The following is a 17099-nucleotide window of genomic DNA, read 5'->3' on the forward strand; positions in this document are numbered from 1 at the left end:
CCCGGGGTGGCGCAACGGGCCCCTCAGCCGCCCGCTCCCCGGCGCAGGTGGAGCGTCACGGGTGCCAGGCGGGTCCGCCCGCGGGCTTCCTCGACGACGACCCGTAGGGCGTCCGCCGTCACCGGCCGCGGCAGCGCGAGGATCCGCCGGTGCCCGATGGTGGTGCCGCGCGCGAGCGTCGTCCACGTCCCGCCGGTCCGCGCCTGTACGGCGAAGCGCTCGACCCGCTGGCCGTGGCGGATGTCCTCCGCGAGCCCGATCCGGTCGAAGGTCCAGGGCCCCGGCCCGGCCGCCCGCAGGTCCCTGCCGTAGGTCTCGCGCACGGCCGTACCGAAGGCGGTGAGCGAGGCGACGTCCTCGGCGGCGATCCGGCCGTCCCTGGCGGGCGGGACGTTCAGCAGCAGCGAGGCGTTGCGGCCCACGCTCCTTTCGTACAGGTCCATCAACTGCGCCGGCGTCTTGGGCCGTTCACCGGGGTGGTGGAACCAGCCCGGCCGCAGCGAGACATCGGCCTCGGCCGGGTACCACTGGAGGTACCTGGTGGTGGGCGCCAGCAGCCGGGCGCGGGAGCCGATGTCGGGGTCGGTGGAGTCGTTGGGCAGCCCGCCGGCCATGACGGTCCACGGGTCGGCCGCGGAGGGGGTGACGCTCCACTCCGTCTCGCGGGCCACGCCGCTTTCGTTGCCGACCCAGCGGGCGCCCTGCGGCCCGGCGAAGACCACGGTGTCCGGGGAGAGCCGGTGGATCAGCCGGAACCACTGAGCGACCTGGTACTTCTGGGTGATGCCGGAGTCCGTCCAGGGGTTCGCGCCGTCCACCCACAGCTCGTCGAGGGGCCCGTACTGGGTGAACAACTCGTAGACCTGATTGAGGTAGTACGCGTCGTAGTCGTCCGCCCGGACGTGGAAGACGGGCAGCCGGCCGCTGCGGACGGTGGCGGCCCGGTCGTCGCCGGGGACCAGGGTGGGGATGGTGCGCTCGGTGACCTGGCTGCCGTTGCCGAACCGGCCCAGGCCGCGCGGTGCGTGTGCACCGTCCTCCAGCGCGACCCGCTCGGGCAGGCTGAGCGGCCTGCCCTCCTGCTGCTTCTCGCGGATCTCCTCGACCCACCGGGCGTGCCAGGCGTGCGGCAGCTCGGCGCCGTCGGACGGCGAGAGGTAGATCCCGACCTTCAGCCCGGCCCGGCGCGCGGCCTTGACATAGGCGCCGACGACATCGGGCCGGCCGGGGCTCGCGGCGACGGAGTGCGGGGTGTAGCGGCTCGGATAGAGCACGAAGCCGTCGTGGTGCTTGGCGGTCAGCATCACCTGCTCGGCACCGGCCGCCTTGTACGCGCGCATCCACTGGTCGGCGTCCATCCGCAAGGAGCCGGAGCGGGCGGGCCCCAAGAGGTCGAAGAGCTTCTCGTCCTCGGCGCCGGATCCCCATTCACGGCCCGTGAAGGTGTTCATCCCGAAGTGCGTGAAGGCGGTGACCTCCCGCCGCTGCCAGGCGAGTTGCCCCTTGGTGGGCACGATGTGGGCGGCCTTGTCGATGATCCGGCCGGGGGTGTCGCAGGGCTCGACGGCCATCTGGGAGGCCGGGCGTACCGGCCGATCGCAGGGGCCGGCGGCCGGCGACGTCTGGGCCAGGGAGCTGTGGACGGGGACGAGCGCGGCGGCCGCGGTCAGCGCGAGCGCGCACAGCGTCCGCCGGATGCTGCGAGGAGCCATGGTTCCCTCCACCTCGCCGAACCATGACGAGCACACAAGCACAGGCCCGAATGGTCGGATGTCTGGATGGTGTCCAGGGCATGGTGCCGGACGGCACGGGAGACCGGAAGGGTGTGCGCAGCACCTGGCTTCAGCGCAGTTCGTGCGACAGTTCCCGCATCAGCGCGTGGAGTCGGGGCGATGCCGCCAGCTCTTCGATGGTCTGCGGACGTCCCTCGGGGCCGGCGATCGGGAGGCGCCAGTTCGGGTATTCATCCCATGTCCCCGGGAGGTTCTGCGGGCGCCGGTCGCCCACCGCGTCGGGCAGCCACACCCCGACCATCCGCGCCGGGGTGCGCAGCAGAAAGCGGTGCACGGCCTTGACCGCCGCCTCCTCGTCACCCGCCCCCTCGGGAAGCAGCCCGCGCCGCACCAACTCCCCCAGCCACTCGCCGAGTTCGTAGGCGGCCCGGGAGCGCTCCCGCTCCGGCGGCCCGGCCAGCAGCCCGAGCCGTTCCCGCAGGGCGACGTCCTCACCGGTCAGGCGGGCCGCGGTGGACGGCAGGTCGTGGGTGGTGACGGTGGCCAGGCAGGCGCTGCGCCACTCGTCGGGGGCGAGGATGCGGGCCTCGGCGGCGGGCCGTGGGGCGGCCGCCTCGGCGGCGTCCCCGGCCGCGGCCGACTCCCCCTCCCCGGCCCCGTTCCCGTAGTCCCGCTCAAACCACAGCACCGACGTGCCCAGGACGCCCCGCTCGGCCAGTTCGCCGCGCACCCCCGGCTCGACCGTGCCCAGATCCTCGCCGATCACCGCGGCGCCGGCCCGACGGGCCTCCAGGGCGAGCACCGAGAGCATCGCCTCACCGTCGTAGCGGACGTACGCGCCCTCGGTCGGCGGCCGGCCCTCGGGCACCCACCACAGCCGGAACAGCCCCATCACATGGTCGATCCGCAACGCGCCGGCGTGCCGCAGCAGTCCGCGCAGCAGCTCGCGGTACGGGGCGTAGCCCGCGGCGGCCAGGGCGTCCGGGCGCCACGGCGGCAGGCCCCAGTCCTGGCCGCGGGCGTTGAAGGCGTCGGGCGGCGCCCCGATGGACATGCCCGCGGCGAAGGCGTCCTGCTGCGCCCAGGTGTCGGCGCCGGAGGGGTGGACACCGACGGCGAGGTCGTGCACCAGCCCGACCCCCATCCCGGCGTCCCGCGCGGCCCGCTGCGCGGCGGCCAGCTGCTGGTCGGTGAGCCAGGCGAGCCGGCAGTGGAAGTCGATCCGCGCCAGCAGCCGCGGCCGCAGCCGGGCCGTGCCCGGGGAGCGCGGATCGCGCAGTTCGGCGGGCCAGCCGCGCCAGTCGGAGCCATGGCGCTCGGCGATCGCGCACCAGGTGGCGTGGTCCTCCAGCGGCTGCCCCTGTTCGGCGAGGAAGTCGCAGTACGCGGCCCGCCGGCCCGGTGTGAGCGGGACCGCCGACAGCAGCTCCAGGGCCTCGCGCTTGAGCGCCCAGACCGCGTCCCGGTCGATCAGCGCGCCGCGCTCGAGCACCTCGGCGCGCAGCGCACCGGCCCGGGCGGCCAGCTCGTCGGCCCGTAAGCGGGCGGCGCCGGTCAGCTGGGCGTACTCCGGGATGTGCTCGATGCGCAGATGGACCGGGTCGGGGAAGCGGCGGGAGGAGGGGCGGTAGGGCGAGGGGTCGGTGGGCGGACCGGGGACGGCCGCGTGCAGCGGGTTGAGCTGGACGAAGCCGGTGCCCAGCGCGCGTCCGGACCAGGCGGCGAGGTCGGCGAGGTCACCGAGGTCGCCCATGCCCCAGGACTGCCGGGACAGCAGGGAGTACAGCTGCACCAGGAAGCCGTGGCTGCGGCCGGGCGGTGCGGGCACCCGGTCGGGCGCGACGATCAGGTGGGCGCGGGCGCGGCGCCCGTCGGGGGCGTGCGCGCGCAGCGTATGGACGCCCAGGGGCAGCCGGGCCAGCTCCCGTGGTTCGGACCCGGTCAGGTCGCCGGGGGGCTCCCCGTCCTCGGGCTCCACCCGAAGGACGGTGCCCTCGGGGAGACCGGCGAGGTCGGGCGGCCGGCCCGGGCGGGCGACGACGGTGGGCGGCAGCAGGGCGCGACCCGGTCCGTCCTCGTACGCGGCCAGGGCGGTGCGTACGGCGTGCGGGGTGGAGGCGTCGACCCCCAGTGCGGCGAGCACGGCGACGACGGTGTCGTCGGCGGTCTTGATGGTCCTGCCCGGTGCGGGTGTGTACGACGTGGCGACGCCGTACAGCCGGGCGAGCCGAGCACGCCCCATGGGCCCTCAGACCTCCATGGACTCCGTGCCCAGGCCGGCGGCCGTCGGCTCGCTGGTCAGCGGCAGCTCGGCGGCGATCGGCACCTCGCTGGTCAGCGGCGCGGCGTCGGCGAGCGGGGGCTCGCTGGTCAGGGGCGGCTCGACGAAGCTGAAGGACCCGGAGCCGTCCAGGCCGGAATCGGGGTTGGACACCCCGTCGAAGAGATCGGACTCCATCGTCGCACCTCCCGGTTTGGAGGACAGAGCGTCGAGGAGCAGTTGAGCGGACGCGGCCACGAAGGCCTCCCGTTCATCGATAGTGGGACACGTGGGCCCTACCCACTCGACACGATCGCAGACGCATCTGCTCACGAAACGTGACCCACGTCACATTATCCCCCACACAGGCGATTTCACTGCCCGGGACACCCGCGGACACACAGAACGCGTCGCAACCGGCCCCCGCGACGGAATTCCTGCGGACCGGCCCCCTTGCGCACGGCCGCCCGGAGCGCCGGCCGCAACCCCCGTCCGCACAGCCGTCCGGACCCCGGCATCGCCCGGTTGACACCCTCACCGCCACAATGGTGGGCTCACGGCCGAAGGTCTGTCCGAACGGACATCGGCGGGAATACGGGGCGCCGGTGAAAGCCGGCGAGTGATGGACGGGGACGAGGAGCAGCCGTGCGAGGCCGGGGCGTGTGGAGCGTCGGAAGAATCGGTAGGAGCGGCAGGGGGAGCGGTGCGGGCGCCCGCGCGCGGGCGGCGGGGACCACCGCCCTGGCCGCCGCGGTCATCGGCGGGCTGCTCGGCGGGGTGCCCAGCGCCCAGGCGGCGCCCGCGGACCCGGCCGTCGGCACCCCCGACCAGCCGGACCGGCCGGCCGGCGCCGGGCGGCTGCCCGCCGTCTGGCCGCGCCCCCAGTCGCTGCAGGAGCTCGGCACCGCCGTACCCCTGGGCGGCGAGGCGGCGCTGGTGGCCGCGCCGGACACCGACCCGTACACCCTGGACGTGCTGCGCGGTCTGCTGCGGGACGCCGGGGTGCGCACGGTCCGCCGGCCGGCGCCCGGCGAGCGGCTGCCCGCGGCCGGGCCGGTGATCCTGGTCGGCGGCGAGCGGGCCGAGCAGGCGCTGCGGGCGCTGCGCGCACCGGCCCGCGGTGATCTGCCCTCCGGCGGCTACCGGCTGGCCGTGGGCCAGGTCGGCGGGCGGGACACGGTCGCACTGGCCGGCGTCGGCCCCGACGGCCTCTTCCACGCCGCGCAGACCCTGCGGCAGCTGGTCACCGACGGCGCGGACCACGAGGGCGGCGGACGGCAGCTGGCGTCGGTGGCCGTACGGGACTGGCCCGGCACGGCGGTGCGCGGCACCACCGAGGGGTTCTACGGCCAGCCGTGGAGCCGGGCGCAGCGGCTCGCCCAGCTGGACTTCATGGGCCGCACCAAGCAGAACCGCTATCTGTACGCGCCCGGCGACGACCCCTACCGCCAGGCCCGCTGGCGCGACCCGTACCCGGCCGCGCAGCGCGAGGACTTCCGGGCACTGGCGGAGCGGGCCCGCGCCAACCACGTCACGCTGGGCTGGGCGCTCGCCCCCGGCCAGGCGCTGTGCTTCTCGTCCGAGGAGGACCTGCGGGCGCTGCGGCGCAAGGTGGACGCGATGTGGGCGCTGGGGGTGCGCTCCTTCCAGCTGCAGTTCCAGGACGTCAGCTACGACGAATGGCACTGCGGCGCCGACGAGGACACCTTCGGCACCGGCCCCGAGGCGGCCGCCAAGGCACAGGCCCGCGTCGCCGACGCGCTCGCCGCCCATCTGCGCGAGCGGCACCCGGATGCCGCGCCGCTGTCACTGATGCCGACCGAGTACTACCAGGACGGCTCGACGGCGTACCGCAGCGCGCTCGCCGACGCGCTCGGCGACCGGGTCGAGGTGGCCTGGACCGGCGTCGGGGTGGTCCCGCGGACCATCACCGGCGGCGAACTGTCCACCGCGCGCCAGGCGTTCGGCCACCGGCTGGTCACCATGGACAACTACCCGGTCAACGACTACGCCCAGGACCGGATCTTCCTGGGCCCCTACCGCGGCCGTGAGCCGGCCGTCGCCACCGGCTCCTCGGCGCTGCTCGCCAACGCCATGGAGCAGCCGCTGGCCTCCCGTATCCCGCTCTTCACCAGCGCCGACTACGCCTGGAACCCGCGTGAGTACCGCCCGGCGGAGTCCTGGGAGGCGGCCATCGACGACCTGGCGGGCGGCGCCCCCCGGGCCCGCGCCGCCCTGCGCGCGCTCGCCGGCAACGCCTCCTCCTCGCTGCTCAACCGCGACGAGTCGGGGTATCTGCGCCCCCTGATCGACCGCTTCTGGGAGACCCGCGAGGCGGCGGTCAACGGCGGCCGGCCCGGCAAGGACCCCCACTACGCCAAGGCGGCCAGGGCGCTGCGCGCCGCCTTCCACACCATGAGCACCGCCCCCGAGGACCTCGACTCGGACCTGGCCGCCGAAATACGGCCCTGGGCCGAGCAGTTGGCGCGCTACGGCAGCGCCGGCGAGCAGGCCGTGGACGCGCTGACGGCGCAGGCCCGGGGCGACGGCGACGCCGCCTGGTCGGCCCAGCGCGCGGTGCAGCGGCTGCGCAAGGAGGCCGAGCGGAGCCCGGCGACGGTCGGCAAGGGGGTCCTGGCGCCGTTCCTCCAGCGGGCGATGACCGAGGCCGACGCCTGGGTCGGCACCCGCGGCGACGCCCCCCGTCCCACCGAGGGCGCCGACCCCACCTCCCTGACCGTCCCCTTCGAACGGGCCCGCCCGCTGGCCGCGGTCACCGCGCTGACCGACCCGGGGCCGTCCGCGGGCGGCGTCCAGCTGCAGGCGCATGTCCCCGGCGAGGGCTGGCGCCGCCTCGACCGGCTCTCCGCGACCGGCTGGACCGAGTCCCGCACCCCCCGGCTACGTGCCGACGCGGTCCGTCTGACCTGGGAGAACGGCGCGGAGGCCCCGTCCGTCCACGCACTGACCCCCTGGTTCGACGACACCCCGCCGGCCGGGCTCGAACTGTCCCGCAAGGAGGCGGACGCACAGGCCGGCGGCAGCGCGACGGTCGACGCCCGGCTCTTCTCCCGCCGCCCGGGCGACGTCCGCGAGAAGCTGACGGTCAAGGCGCCCAAGGGCTTCACCGTGCACGCGCCCAAGGAGGTCACCGCGCCGCGGGGCGGCACCGCCACCGTCCGCATCAGCATCGACGTGCCCGAATCCGCCACCTTTGGGACGTATGAGATCCCGGTGGCCTTCGGCGGCGAGGAGCAGACGCTGTCCCTGCGCGCCTATCCGCGCACCGGCGGCAAGGACCTGGCGCGCGGCGCCGTCGCCACCTCCTCGGGGGACGAGACCGCCGACTTCCCGGCCTCGGCCGTCACCGACGGCAACCCCAGGACCCGCTGGTCCTCGACCGCCGACGACGGCGCCTGGCTCCAGTTCGCGCTGGCGCACCCGGCCCGCCTCGGCCGGGTCGTGCTGAACTGGCAGGACGCCTACGCGGCCCGCTACCGCATCCAGGTCTCCCCGGACGGCCGCAGCTGGCGCACGGCCGCCACGGTGCGGGACGGCAAGGGCGGCCGCGAGTCGGTCAGGATGGACGCCAAGGACGCCCGCTTCGTACGGATACAGGGCGACAAGCGGGCCACCCGCTTCGGATACTCACTGTGGTCGGTGGAGGCGTACGCGGTCGAGGACCGCGGATAGCGCTTGGGAGCGGCGGGCGGCGTGCTGCCGCCGTGCGGACGGAGTGACGCTCCGTCCGCACGGCGGCCCAGACGCACAAAGGCCCGGCTACGCCGATACGGCGTCGATCCGGGCCAAGGCGTCATCCGCGCCGTACGGCTGCAAATACGGCAGCCACCGCGGATCGCGATGGCCCGTGCCGATGATCCGCCACGCCAGTCCTGACGGCGGGGCGGGCTGATGGCGCAGCCGCCAGCCGATCTCGGCGACATGGCGGTCTGCCTTGACGTGATTGCACCGCCGGCAGGCGGCGACGACGTTCTCCCAGGTGTGCTGACCGCCGCGACTGCGCGGGATGACGTGGTCGACGCTGGTTGCGACGCCACCGCAGTACATACAGCGCCCGCCGTCACGGGCGAACAGCGCCCGGCGGGTCAGTGGCACGGGGCCGCGAAAGGGCACCCGCACGAACCGCTTCAAGCGGACCACACTCGGAGCCGGTACGACACGGGTCGCGCTGTGCATCAGGGCGCCGGACTCCTCGAGGCTCACAGCCTTCTCATTGAGTACGAGGATGAGCGCGCGGCGGAGCGGTACGACGCCGAGCGGCTCGTACGACGCGTTGAGGACCAGGACATGCGGCACGGGTGCCTCCTTGTACGCCGGCGGCGCGTGGCTCGCGCCGGGACGATCTCCCCACAGTGTCCCCCGGTGCCTGGTCGGAGCGCCACCATGACCGAGTAACGGGCCGGAGGTGTTTTCCACCACACCCCGGCACGTCCCCGCGGATACGGCTCATTTCGGCCGCCCGGGGACCTCCCGGCTCGAACACGGGCACGGACCGCCCCGGTTGCCCCGTTAGTGTGGATGGCCTGCCCGGCCCCCGGGGCCCCTCGGTCCGGGTCTGCTGTCCCACACGGAAGGTTCGACTGTGTTCTGGTCCGCTTCGCCGGTCGCCGCCGCGCCCCTGCGCGCGGCCGCACCCGACTCCACCGGCCCGACCTCGCTCGACGAGGCCACACAGAAGGCCACCAACGCCGCCGGCTGGGTGTCGGAGAACTGGGGGACGTGGCTCACGTCCGGCCTGCAGATCCTGCTGATCATCGTGATCGCGGTGGTGCTGCGCCATGTGATTCGCCGCACCATCACCAAGTTCATCGAGCGGATGAACCGCACCGCGGCCGCCGCCCAGGGCACCGCGCTGGGCGGTCTGCTGGTCAACGCCGAGCGCCGGCGCCAGCGCTCCGAGGCCATCGGCTCGGTGCTGCGCAGCGTCGCCTCCTTCGTGATCATGGGTACCGCCGCGCTGACGGTGCTCTCGGTGCTCCAGATCAATCTCGCGCCGCTGCTGGCGAGCGCCGGTGTGGCCGGCGTCGCCATCGGCTTCGGCGCCCGCAACCTCGTCACCGACTTCCTCTCCGGTGTCTTCATGATCCTGGAGGACCAGTACGGCGTCGGTGACGAGATCGACGCGGGCGTGGCCACCGGCACGGTCATCGAGGTCGGTCTGCGGGTCACCAAGCTGCGGGGCCCCAACGGCGCCATCTGGTACATCCGCAACGGCGAGGTCAAGCGGATCGGGAACCTCAGCCAGGGCTGGTCCACGGCCGCCGTCGACGTCGTGCTCGCCGCCGACCAGGACCTGGAGCGCGCCCGCGACACCATCACCGCCGCCGGCGAGGAGATGTCCAAGGCGGAGCCGTGGAACGAGCGGCTGTGGGAGCCGGTGGAGGTGCTGGGCCTGAGCGAGGTGCATCTGGACACGGTCACCCTCAGCGTCTCGGCCAAGACCATGCCCGGAAAGGCCCTGGGGGTGGAGCGCGAACTGCGCTGGCGCATCAAGCGCGCCCTGGACGCCGCCGGCGTCCACCTCGCCCCGCGCCCCGTCCCGGACGAGGAGGAGCCGGCGGCTCCGGCGGACCCCACCGCCGCCATGGGCGCCCCCTCGGCCCTGAACAACCCGACCTCCCCGCAGTCCCTGGCGACCGACCCGATAGCGGCGCCGCCGAAGCTCGGGAAGTGACGCCGGGCGAGATGACCCCGGCGACGTGACGCCGGGCGCCTCGCACACGCCGCACAAGGGGCAGCCGCGATACCCCTCGCAGCTGCCCCTTCGCCGTACCCGCGCCCACCGCGCCGTACCCGCCCACCGCGCCCGGTGTGCTCCGCCGGCAACTCGCCGTGCTCAACCCATTGACGCCGCCCCGACCCGCGACCTACCTTCCTGTCCATCGATTGGAAGGTTTCCTAACAGATCCTCGGCGGCCGTCACGGCCGCCCGGCGAACGGGGTGACGGTCATGGCCGGCGGGCAGCAAGCGCAAGGCACCCCTGGGACGCCGCGGGTCCTGCGGGCCATGAACGACCGCGCCGCGCTCGATCTGCTGGTGTCCCAGGGGCCGCTGACCCGCACCCAGATCGGGGCGCTGACCGGGCTGTCCAAGCCCACCGCCTCGCAGCTGCTGGCGCGTCTGGAGGCCGCGGGTCTGGTGCGGACGACCGGGAACGTGACCGGGCGGCCCGGGCCCAGCGCCCAGCTGTACGAGATCGACCCGACGGCGGCGCACGTCGCGGCGCTGGCGGTCGACCAGTTGGGGATCACCGCCGCGGTCGCGGACATCACCGGGCAGGTGCTCGGCGAGGAGCGGGTGGGGACCGACGCCGTGGACGAGGCGGCGCAGAACCGGACGGCGCAGCTGGTCGCCAGGGCCGTCGACGGCGCGCTGGCCAAGGCCGGGCTGGGCCGCGAGGACCTGCACGGCGCGGTGATCGGCACCCCCGGGGCGCTGGACCCGCGGACCGGCCGACTGCGCTACGCGCCGCATCTGCCGGACTGGCACTCGCGGGCGCTGAAGGAGGAGCTGGCCGAGGTGCTGGGCACCCCGATCACCATCGAGAACGATGTGAATCTGGCGGCGGTCGCCGAGCAGCAGGACGGGGCGGCGCAGGACTTCGACGACTTCGTGCTGGTGTGGGCGGACGAGGGGGTGGGCGCCGCCATCGTCCTCGGCGGTCGGCTGCTGCGCGGAGCCACCGGCGGCGCGGGCGAGATCGGCTATATGCCGCTGCCCGGCGCGCCGCTGGCCAGGGGCGGCGACCGCAGCGCCGCCCAGCCGGACGCCGGCGGCGGCTTCCAGCGGCTGGTCGGCTCGCCGAGCGTGATCGCGCTGGCCCGGGAGTACGGGGCCGCCGGCACCCGCACGGTCGAGGAGGCGCTGGACCGCGCCGACGTACGGGCGGAGGTCGCCAGGCGGCTGGCGACGGGGCTCGCGGCCGTGGTCGCGGTCGTCGACCCGCGGCTGGTGGTGCTCTCCGGAGAGGTCCCGCAGGCCGGCGGGGAGGCGCTGCGTGCCCTGGTCGAGGAGGAGTTCACCGGGCTCGCGCTGCCCCGGCCCGAACTGCGGCTGAGCGATATCGGCGGCAATCCGATTCTCATCGGCGCGCTGCAAACGGCGCTCGCGGACGCCCGCGACGCGGTGTTCGACACCACCGGCTGAACCACCGCTCCCCCGCACGGCCCGGCACGGCACCGCACACCCCACCGCGCCGCTTCCCCGACTCCCCCTGCCGTAAAGGAAGTCCGCCATGCCGATCTCGCGACTGCGCATCCGGGTGTCAGCGGCGCTGGCCGGCGCCGGGCTGCTCGTTTCGGGCTGCGCCAACCCGAGCGTCGGCAGTGACCGTGACGATCCCACCCAGCCGGTCACCCTCACCTTCTGGCACGGCTGGTCGACCCCGGGCGAGACGAAGGCCGTCAACGACAGCGTCGCCCGCTTCGAGAGAACCCATCGCAACATCACGGTGAAAGTGGTCCCCAACGTCACCGACGAGACCATGAACCAGGCGCTGCGGGCCGGCGGGGACGACGCACCCGATGTGGTGTCGTCCTTCACCACCGCCAATGTGGGGCAGTACTGCTCCTCGGGGATGTGGGCGGACCTCGATCCGTTCATGGCGAAGACCGGTGTGGACAAGGAGAAGGTGTTCCCCAAGACCCTGCTGGATTACACGAGTTATCGAAAGAAGCAGTGCGCCTTGCCGCTGCTCGCCGATTCCTACGGGCTGTACTACAACAAGGACGCCTTCAAGGAAGCCGGGATCACGCGGCCACCGCACACCATGTCCGAGCTGAAGCGGGACGCCGCCAAACTGACCCGGCGCGCCGAGGACGGCTCGTACCGACGCGTGGGCTTCATGCCCAACTTCCGGCTCTACCAGAACAGCCCGGACCGGATGTTCGCCCAGTGGGGACCGTCCTACTTCGGCCGAAACGGCAAGGCCCGGCTGGCCGCGGACCCGGCGACCAGGGAATTCCTCACCACCGCCGGCGAGCTGGTCGACGCGCAGGGCGGCTACGGCCCGCTGGAGAGGTTCCGCACCACCTTCGGCGAGGAGATGTCCTCGCAGAACGCCTTTCTGACGCAGAAGCTGGCCATGCACATGGACGGTGAGTGGCGCGGGCTGATGCTCCGGCAGGCGAAGGCGTCGTTCGCCTGGGCCACCGCGCCGATGCCGGTGCCGGACGACCGGCCCGAGACCTACGGGCGGGGGTATCTGACCGGCACCGTCGCCGGCATCGCACACAGCAGCCGGCATCAGAACGCGGCATGGGAGCTGGTGAGATTCCTGACCGTGGACACCGATCAGGTGGTGCGGTTCGCCAACGACATCCATAACGTGCCGTCGACGAAGGCGGCGCTGAAGTCGCCCGCGCTGGACACCGACCCGACGTTCCGCACCTTCCTCGACATCGCGCGCAACCCGCACAGCGTCGCGCTGCCGCCCTCCACCAACGGCGGGCAGTACGTCACCGCGCTGCAGGACTTCTCCTACGACGTCGAGGCCGGAAAGGTCCCCGACCTCGACGCGGGCCTGCGCGCACTCGACGCCCGGATCGACGCCGACAACCTCCAGTCCGAGAACTGATCCGGCCGACCCGCGAACTGATACCGCGAATTCGCGCACGCTCTGCGGCAATTCACGAAGGGCGGCCGCGCACCGCTCGCCACGAAATACCCGAGCACCACCTACCGGCACCACCTCCCGGCACCGATTCCCGCACCACCTCCCAGCACCGCCTCCCCGGACCGACTCCGAGAGCTGACGGAGAACCGCCATGGCAACCACCACCCCCGCGCCCGCGCTACGGCGTAAACGCACCCGCGACCGGCTGCGCACCCTCGGTTTTCTCTCCCCCTGGCTCATCGGCTTCTCGGTCTTCTTCGGCTATCCGCTGATCGCCACCGTCTACTTCTCCTTCGTGCACTACAACCAGATCGAACCGCCCGATTTCGTCGGGCTGCGGAACTGGAAATACGTGCTGACGCAGATGCCGCTGTTCGGGCCCGCGCTGTGGAACACCCTGTGGCTGGTCGTGGTGATGGTCGCGCTGCGGGTGCTCTTCGGTCTGGGCATCGGCCTGCTCGTCACCAAGCTCAAATCGGGCGTGGGGTTCTTCCGTACGGCCTTCTACGTGCCGTATCTGGCGCCGCCGGTGGCCGCCACCGTCGCCTTCGTCTTCCTGCTCAACCCCGGCACCGGGCCCGTCAACGAGATCCTCGGGTCGCTCGGTATCCCCGCGCCGTCCTGGTTCAACGACCCCACATGGGCCAAACCGTCGCTGGTGATGCTGTCGCTGTGGGGCATCGGCGACCTGATGGTGATCTTCATGGCGGCGCTGCTGGACGTGCCGAAGGAGCAGTACGAGGCCGCCGAGCTGGACGGGGCGGGCGCCTGGGGGAAGTTCCGGTATGTCACCTGGCCCTCGATCACCCCCATCGTGATGTTCGCGGTGGTCACCGGCGTCGTCCAGACCATGCAGTACTACACCCAGGCGCTGGTCGCCGGGAAGCTCGCCTCCGGTGTCTCCATCGGCCCCGGCACGGTCATCCAGCCCGGCTACCCGGACCACGCCACCCTCACCGTCCCGCAGCTCGTCTACTCGCTGGGCTTCCAGAACTTCAACACCGGCGCGGCCTGCGTGCTCTCCCTCGTGCTCTTCGCCATCGCCATGGCCGTCACCACCCTGCTGATGCGCAAGCGCTCAGGCCTGCTTGCGGCGGAGGACTGATCCGAGATGACCACCACGACGCTCACCGCCCGCCCCGCCCCGGCCCGCACCGGCCCGACCGGCGACCCAGCCGCCCGCGCCCGCGCCCGCCGCACCCGGCTGCTGCACTGGATCGCCGTCCACTCCCTCGCCGTCGCCACCGCCCTGTTCTTCCTCCTCCCCTTCGTCTTCGTCTTCCTGACCTCCGTGATGAGCGACTCCCAGGCCATGAGCGGCCAGCTGTGGCCGCACGAGTGGCACTGGTCCAACTACCGCACCGTCTTCCAGACCCCCGGGTTCGTGGACTGGTGGAGGAACTCCCTGCTGTACGCGGGCCTGGGAACCCTGTTCACCGTCTGCTCGGCGGTCCCGGTCGCCTACGCACTCGCCAAGTTCCGCTTCCGCGGCCGCCGCACCGCGATGGTGCTGGTCATCTCCACGATGATGCTGCCCCCTCAGGTGGTCGTGGTCCCGATGTATCTGGTCTGGGCCCAGCAGCTGCACCTCTCGGGCTCGCTGTGGCCGCTGATCATCCCGATGGCGTTCGGCGACGCGTACTCCATCTTCCTGCTGCGGCAGTTTCTGCTGACCATCCCCCAGGAGTATCTGGAGTCGGCGAAGGTCGACGGCTGCGGGGAGCTGCGCACCCTGCTCAAGATCGTCGTACCGATGGCCAGGCCGGGCATCGCCGCCATCGCCCTCTTCCAGTTCTTCTACTGCTGGAACGACTACTTCGGACCGCAGATCTACGCGGCGCAGAACCCCGCCTCCTGGACGCTCTCCTACGGGCTGGAGTCCTTCAAGAGCGCCCACAGCGTCAACTGGAACCTCACCATGGCCGCGACGCTGCTGGTCATGGCCCCGGTCGTCATCGTCTTCTTCTTCGCACAGAAAGCCTTCGTCGAAGGCGTCACCCTCACCGGAGTAAAGGGCTGATCCCGCATGCTGCCGTCCTCGTCTCCCACCCCCTCCACCTCGTCCGCTTCTGCTGTCTCCTCTGCCTCCTCGACTGCCTCTCCTGTCTCCTCTGCCTCCTCTGCCTCCTCGGCTGCTGCAAAGTCCTCCGCTCGGGGAGGACTCCCCGAAGGCCGGTCCCCAGGCCCCGGCGTCAAACTCGCCGTGATCGGCGGTGGCTCGACCTACACCCCCGAACTCATCGACGGCTTCGCGCGGCTGCGTGACGTCCTGCCGCTGAAAGAGCTCGTCCTGATCGACCCGGCCATGGACCGGCTGGAGAGGGTGGGCGGTCTCGCCCGGCGGATCTTCGCCAAGCAGGGCCACCCGGGCACGATCTCCTGGACCCACGACCTCGACGCCGGGATCGACGGCGCCGACGCCGTCCTGCTGCAGCTGCGCATCGGCGGTCAGGCCGCCCGCAACCAGGACGAGACCTGGCCGCTGGAGTGCGGCTGCGTCGGCCAGGAGACCACCGGCGCCGGCGGCCTCGCCAAGGCGATGCGCACCGTTCCCGTCGTCCTCGACATCGCCGAGCGGGTCCGCCGCCGCAACCCCGACGCCTGGATCGTCGACTTCACCAACCCCGTCGGCATCGTCACCCGCGCCCTGCTCACCCATGGCCACAAGGCCGTCGGCCTGTGCAACGTCGCCATCGGCTTCCAGCGCAGGTTCGCGAAGCTGCTGGGCGTCTCCCCCGACCAGGTCGAGCTGGAGCACATCGGCCTGAACCACCTCACCTGGGAGCGGTCCGTCCGTGTCGCCGGCGAGGACGTCCTGCCCGCGCTCCTCGCCGAGCACGGCGACGCCATCGCCGACGACCTGCGCCTGCCCCGCCCGCTCCTCGACCGCCTTGGCACCGTTCCCTCCTACTACCTGCGCTACTACTACCAACACGACGCGGTAGTACGGGAGTTGCGCAGCAAGCCCTCCCGCGCCGCGGAGGTGGCCGCCATCGAGCGGCAACTCCTCACGCTCTACCAGGACCCGACGCTCGACGAGAAGCCGGAACTGCTCGCCCGGCGCGGCGGCGCCTTCTACTCCGAAGCGGCCGTGGCACTCACCTCCTCCCTGCTGGGCGACACCGGCGACACCCAGATCGTCAGCGCCCTCAACAACGGCACCCTCCCCTTCCTCCCCGACGACGCCGTGATCGAGGTCCCCGCAACCGTCGATGCCACGGGCCCGACCCCCCTCCCCGTACGCCCCCTGGAACCCCTCTACGCCGGGCTGGTCGCCAACGTCACCGCCTACGAGCACCTGGCCCTGGAGGCGGCGCTGAAGGGCGGCCGGGACCGGGTCTTCTCCGCCCTCCTCTCGCACCCCCTCATCGGCCAGATCGACTACGCCGACCGGCTCACCGACGAGCTGATCGCGCACAACCGGGAGCACCTCACGTGGGCCTGACGGGCACGGCGCTCGCCGTCGACGCGGGCAACAGCAAAACCGACGTGGCGCTGGTGGCCGCCGACGGCAGGCTGCTCGGCACGGCACGCGGCGGCGGCTTCCAGCCACCCCTGGTGGGTGCCACCCGCGCGGTCGACGTACTGGCACCCCTGGTGGAATCGGCCCTCGCCCAGGCCGGGCCGACCGGCGCCGGCCCCGTCGGCCACCTCTCCGCCTTCCTCGCCAACGCCGACCTCCCCGTCGAGGAGACCGCCCTCACCTCCGAAATCGCCCGTCGCGGCTGGGCCCGCACGGTCTCCGTCCGCAACGACACCTTCGCCCTGCTGCGGGCCGGACTGCCCGACGACGGGGAGCCGGTGGGTGTCGCCGTGGTGTGCGGGGCCGGCATCAACTGCGCCGGCCTCGGCCACCACGGAGCCACCGCCCGCTTCCCCTCCATCGGCCGGATCTCCGGCGACTGGGGAGGCGGCTCCTTCCTCGCCGACGAGGCCCTGTGGCACGCGGCCCGCGCCGAGGACGGCCGCGGCGCCCCGTCCGAGCTGGCCCACGCGCTCCCCGCCCACTTCGGCCTGACGACCATGCCGGAGCTGATCGAGGCGCTCCACCTACGGGGCATCCCCGACCGCCGCCGCCACGAACTGGCCCCGGTCCTCTTCGCCGTCGCCGCCTCCGGCGACCCCGTCGCCCGCGGCATCATCACCCGGCAGGCCGAGGAGGTGGTCCTCATGGCCACCGTCGCCCTGCGACGCCTCGACCTGCTGACCGAACCCGCCCCGGTGGTCCTCGGCGGCAGCGTCCTGGCCGCCCGCCACCCCCTCCTCCACGACCACGTCCGCCACCTCCTGTCCGAACGCGCTCCCAAGGCGGTGCCCCACGTCGTCACCGCACCACCGGTCCTGGGCGCGGCCCTCGACACCCTGGACCGAGCGGGTGCCGAGGCGGAGGCCTACGGACGGCTGAGGGCGTCTTGGCAAGAGAACTGAGGGCGTCTTGGCAAGAGAGGGGACTTGGAGAGGGGGAGAGAG

General features: G+C 73.0%; 12 protein-coding genes. 8 read left to right on the forward strand and 4 right to left on the reverse strand.

What is annotated here, in order from left to right; translation table 11 throughout:
* Positions 1-23 precede the first annotated feature (23 nt).
* The 3 genes from AC0680_RS16035 to AC0680_RS16045 all read right to left on the reverse strand — a co-directional run bounded on the left by AC0680_RS16035 (position 24) and on the right by AC0680_RS16045 (position 4251).
* Positions 24-1712, reverse strand: a complete 1689-nt coding sequence (locus AC0680_RS16035) for an alpha-L-fucosidase (RefSeq protein ID WP_478628765.1) — start codon at positions 1710-1712, stop codon at positions 24-26.
* Positions 1713-1842: 130 nt separating this feature from the next.
* A complete protein-coding gene (malQ, locus tag AC0680_RS16040; protein ID WP_478628768.1) occupies positions 1843-3975 on the reverse strand; it encodes a 4-alpha-glucanotransferase in 2133 nt (710 codons plus the stop codon).
* A 6-nt stretch (positions 3976-3981) separates the two neighbouring features.
* The gene (locus tag AC0680_RS16045) at positions 3982-4251 is read right to left on the reverse strand and encodes a hypothetical protein (protein ID WP_384431191.1); all 270 of its coding nucleotides are present in this window, start codon (positions 4249-4251) and stop codon (positions 3982-3984) included.
* Positions 4252-4734: 483 nt separating this feature from the next.
* Here AC0680_RS16045 and AC0680_RS16050 point away from each other — a divergent pair, with 483 nt between their 5' ends.
* Positions 4735-7686, forward strand: a complete 2952-nt coding sequence (locus AC0680_RS16050) for a beta-N-acetylglucosaminidase domain-containing protein (protein WP_478628931.1) — start codon at positions 4735-4737, stop codon at positions 7684-7686.
* A gap of 87 nt (positions 7687-7773) precedes the next feature.
* On the opposite strand, the gene AC0680_RS16055 is transcribed toward AC0680_RS16050, so the two are convergent.
* Positions 7774-8310: an HNH endonuclease gene (locus tag AC0680_RS16055; protein ID WP_018538909.1), complete on the reverse strand. Its 537-nt coding sequence runs from the start codon at positions 8308-8310 to the stop codon at positions 7774-7776.
* 286 nt (positions 8311-8596) lie between these two features.
* On the opposite strand from AC0680_RS16055, the gene AC0680_RS16060 reads away from it, so the two are divergent.
* From AC0680_RS16060 to AC0680_RS16090, 7 genes are all read left to right on the forward strand, one after another.
* On the forward strand, positions 8597-9688 hold the full coding sequence (locus AC0680_RS16060; protein ID WP_478628772.1) for a mechanosensitive ion channel family protein: 1092 nt from the start codon (positions 8597-8599) through the stop codon (positions 9686-9688).
* Between the two features lie 333 nt (positions 9689-10021).
* The gene (locus tag AC0680_RS16065; protein WP_478628775.1) at positions 10022-11161 is read left to right on the forward strand and encodes an ROK family transcriptional regulator; all 1140 of its coding nucleotides are present in this window, start codon (positions 10022-10024) and stop codon (positions 11159-11161) included.
* 88 nt (positions 11162-11249) lie between these two features.
* Entirely contained in the window at positions 11250-12590 is a 1341-nt protein-coding gene (locus tag AC0680_RS16070; protein WP_478628778.1) for an ABC transporter substrate-binding protein, read from the forward strand.
* A gap of 190 nt (positions 12591-12780) precedes the next feature.
* Entirely contained in the window at positions 12781-13734 is a 954-nt protein-coding gene (locus AC0680_RS16075) for a carbohydrate ABC transporter permease (RefSeq protein ID WP_478628781.1), read from the forward strand.
* A 6-nt stretch (positions 13735-13740) separates the two neighbouring features.
* A complete protein-coding gene (locus tag AC0680_RS16080) occupies positions 13741-14649 on the forward strand; it encodes a carbohydrate ABC transporter permease (RefSeq protein ID WP_478628784.1) in 909 nt (302 codons plus the stop codon).
* A gap of 183 nt (positions 14650-14832) precedes the next feature.
* Complete coding sequence (locus tag AC0680_RS16085; RefSeq protein ID WP_478628786.1) at positions 14833-16074, forward strand: 6-phospho-beta-glucosidase; 1242 nt, start codon at positions 14833-14835, stop codon at positions 16072-16074.
* A complete protein-coding gene (locus AC0680_RS16090; RefSeq protein ID WP_478628788.1) occupies positions 16065-17057 on the forward strand; it encodes an N-acetylglucosamine kinase in 993 nt (330 codons plus the stop codon). The genes AC0680_RS16085 and AC0680_RS16090 overlap by 10 nt, the downstream gene beginning before the upstream one ends.
* Positions 17058-17099 lie beyond the last annotated feature (42 nt).

It is taken from the genome of Streptomyces sp. NPDC043738, assembly GCF_056436545.1.

Coding starts and splice junctions, on each gene's coding strand:
- AC0680_RS16035 (WP_478628765.1), bottom strand. CDS start 1,712: ATGGCTCCTCGCAGCATCCGGCGGACGCTGTGCGCGCTCGCGCTGACC.
- malQ (WP_478628768.1), bottom strand. CDS start 3,975: ATGGGGCGTGCTCGGCTCGCCCGGCTGTACGGCGTCGCCACGTCGTAC.
- AC0680_RS16065 (WP_478628775.1), top strand. CDS start 10,022: ATGAACGACCGCGCCGCGCTCGATCTGCTGGTGTCCCAGGGGCCGCTG.
- AC0680_RS16070 (WP_478628778.1), top strand. CDS start 11,250: ATGCCGATCTCGCGACTGCGCATCCGGGTGTCAGCGGCGCTGGCCGGC.
- AC0680_RS16075 (WP_478628781.1), top strand. CDS start 12,781: ATGGCAACCACCACCCCCGCGCCCGCGCTACGGCGTAAACGCACCCGC.
- AC0680_RS16080 (WP_478628784.1), top strand. CDS start 13,741: ATGACCACCACGACGCTCACCGCCCGCCCCGCCCCGGCCCGCACCGGC.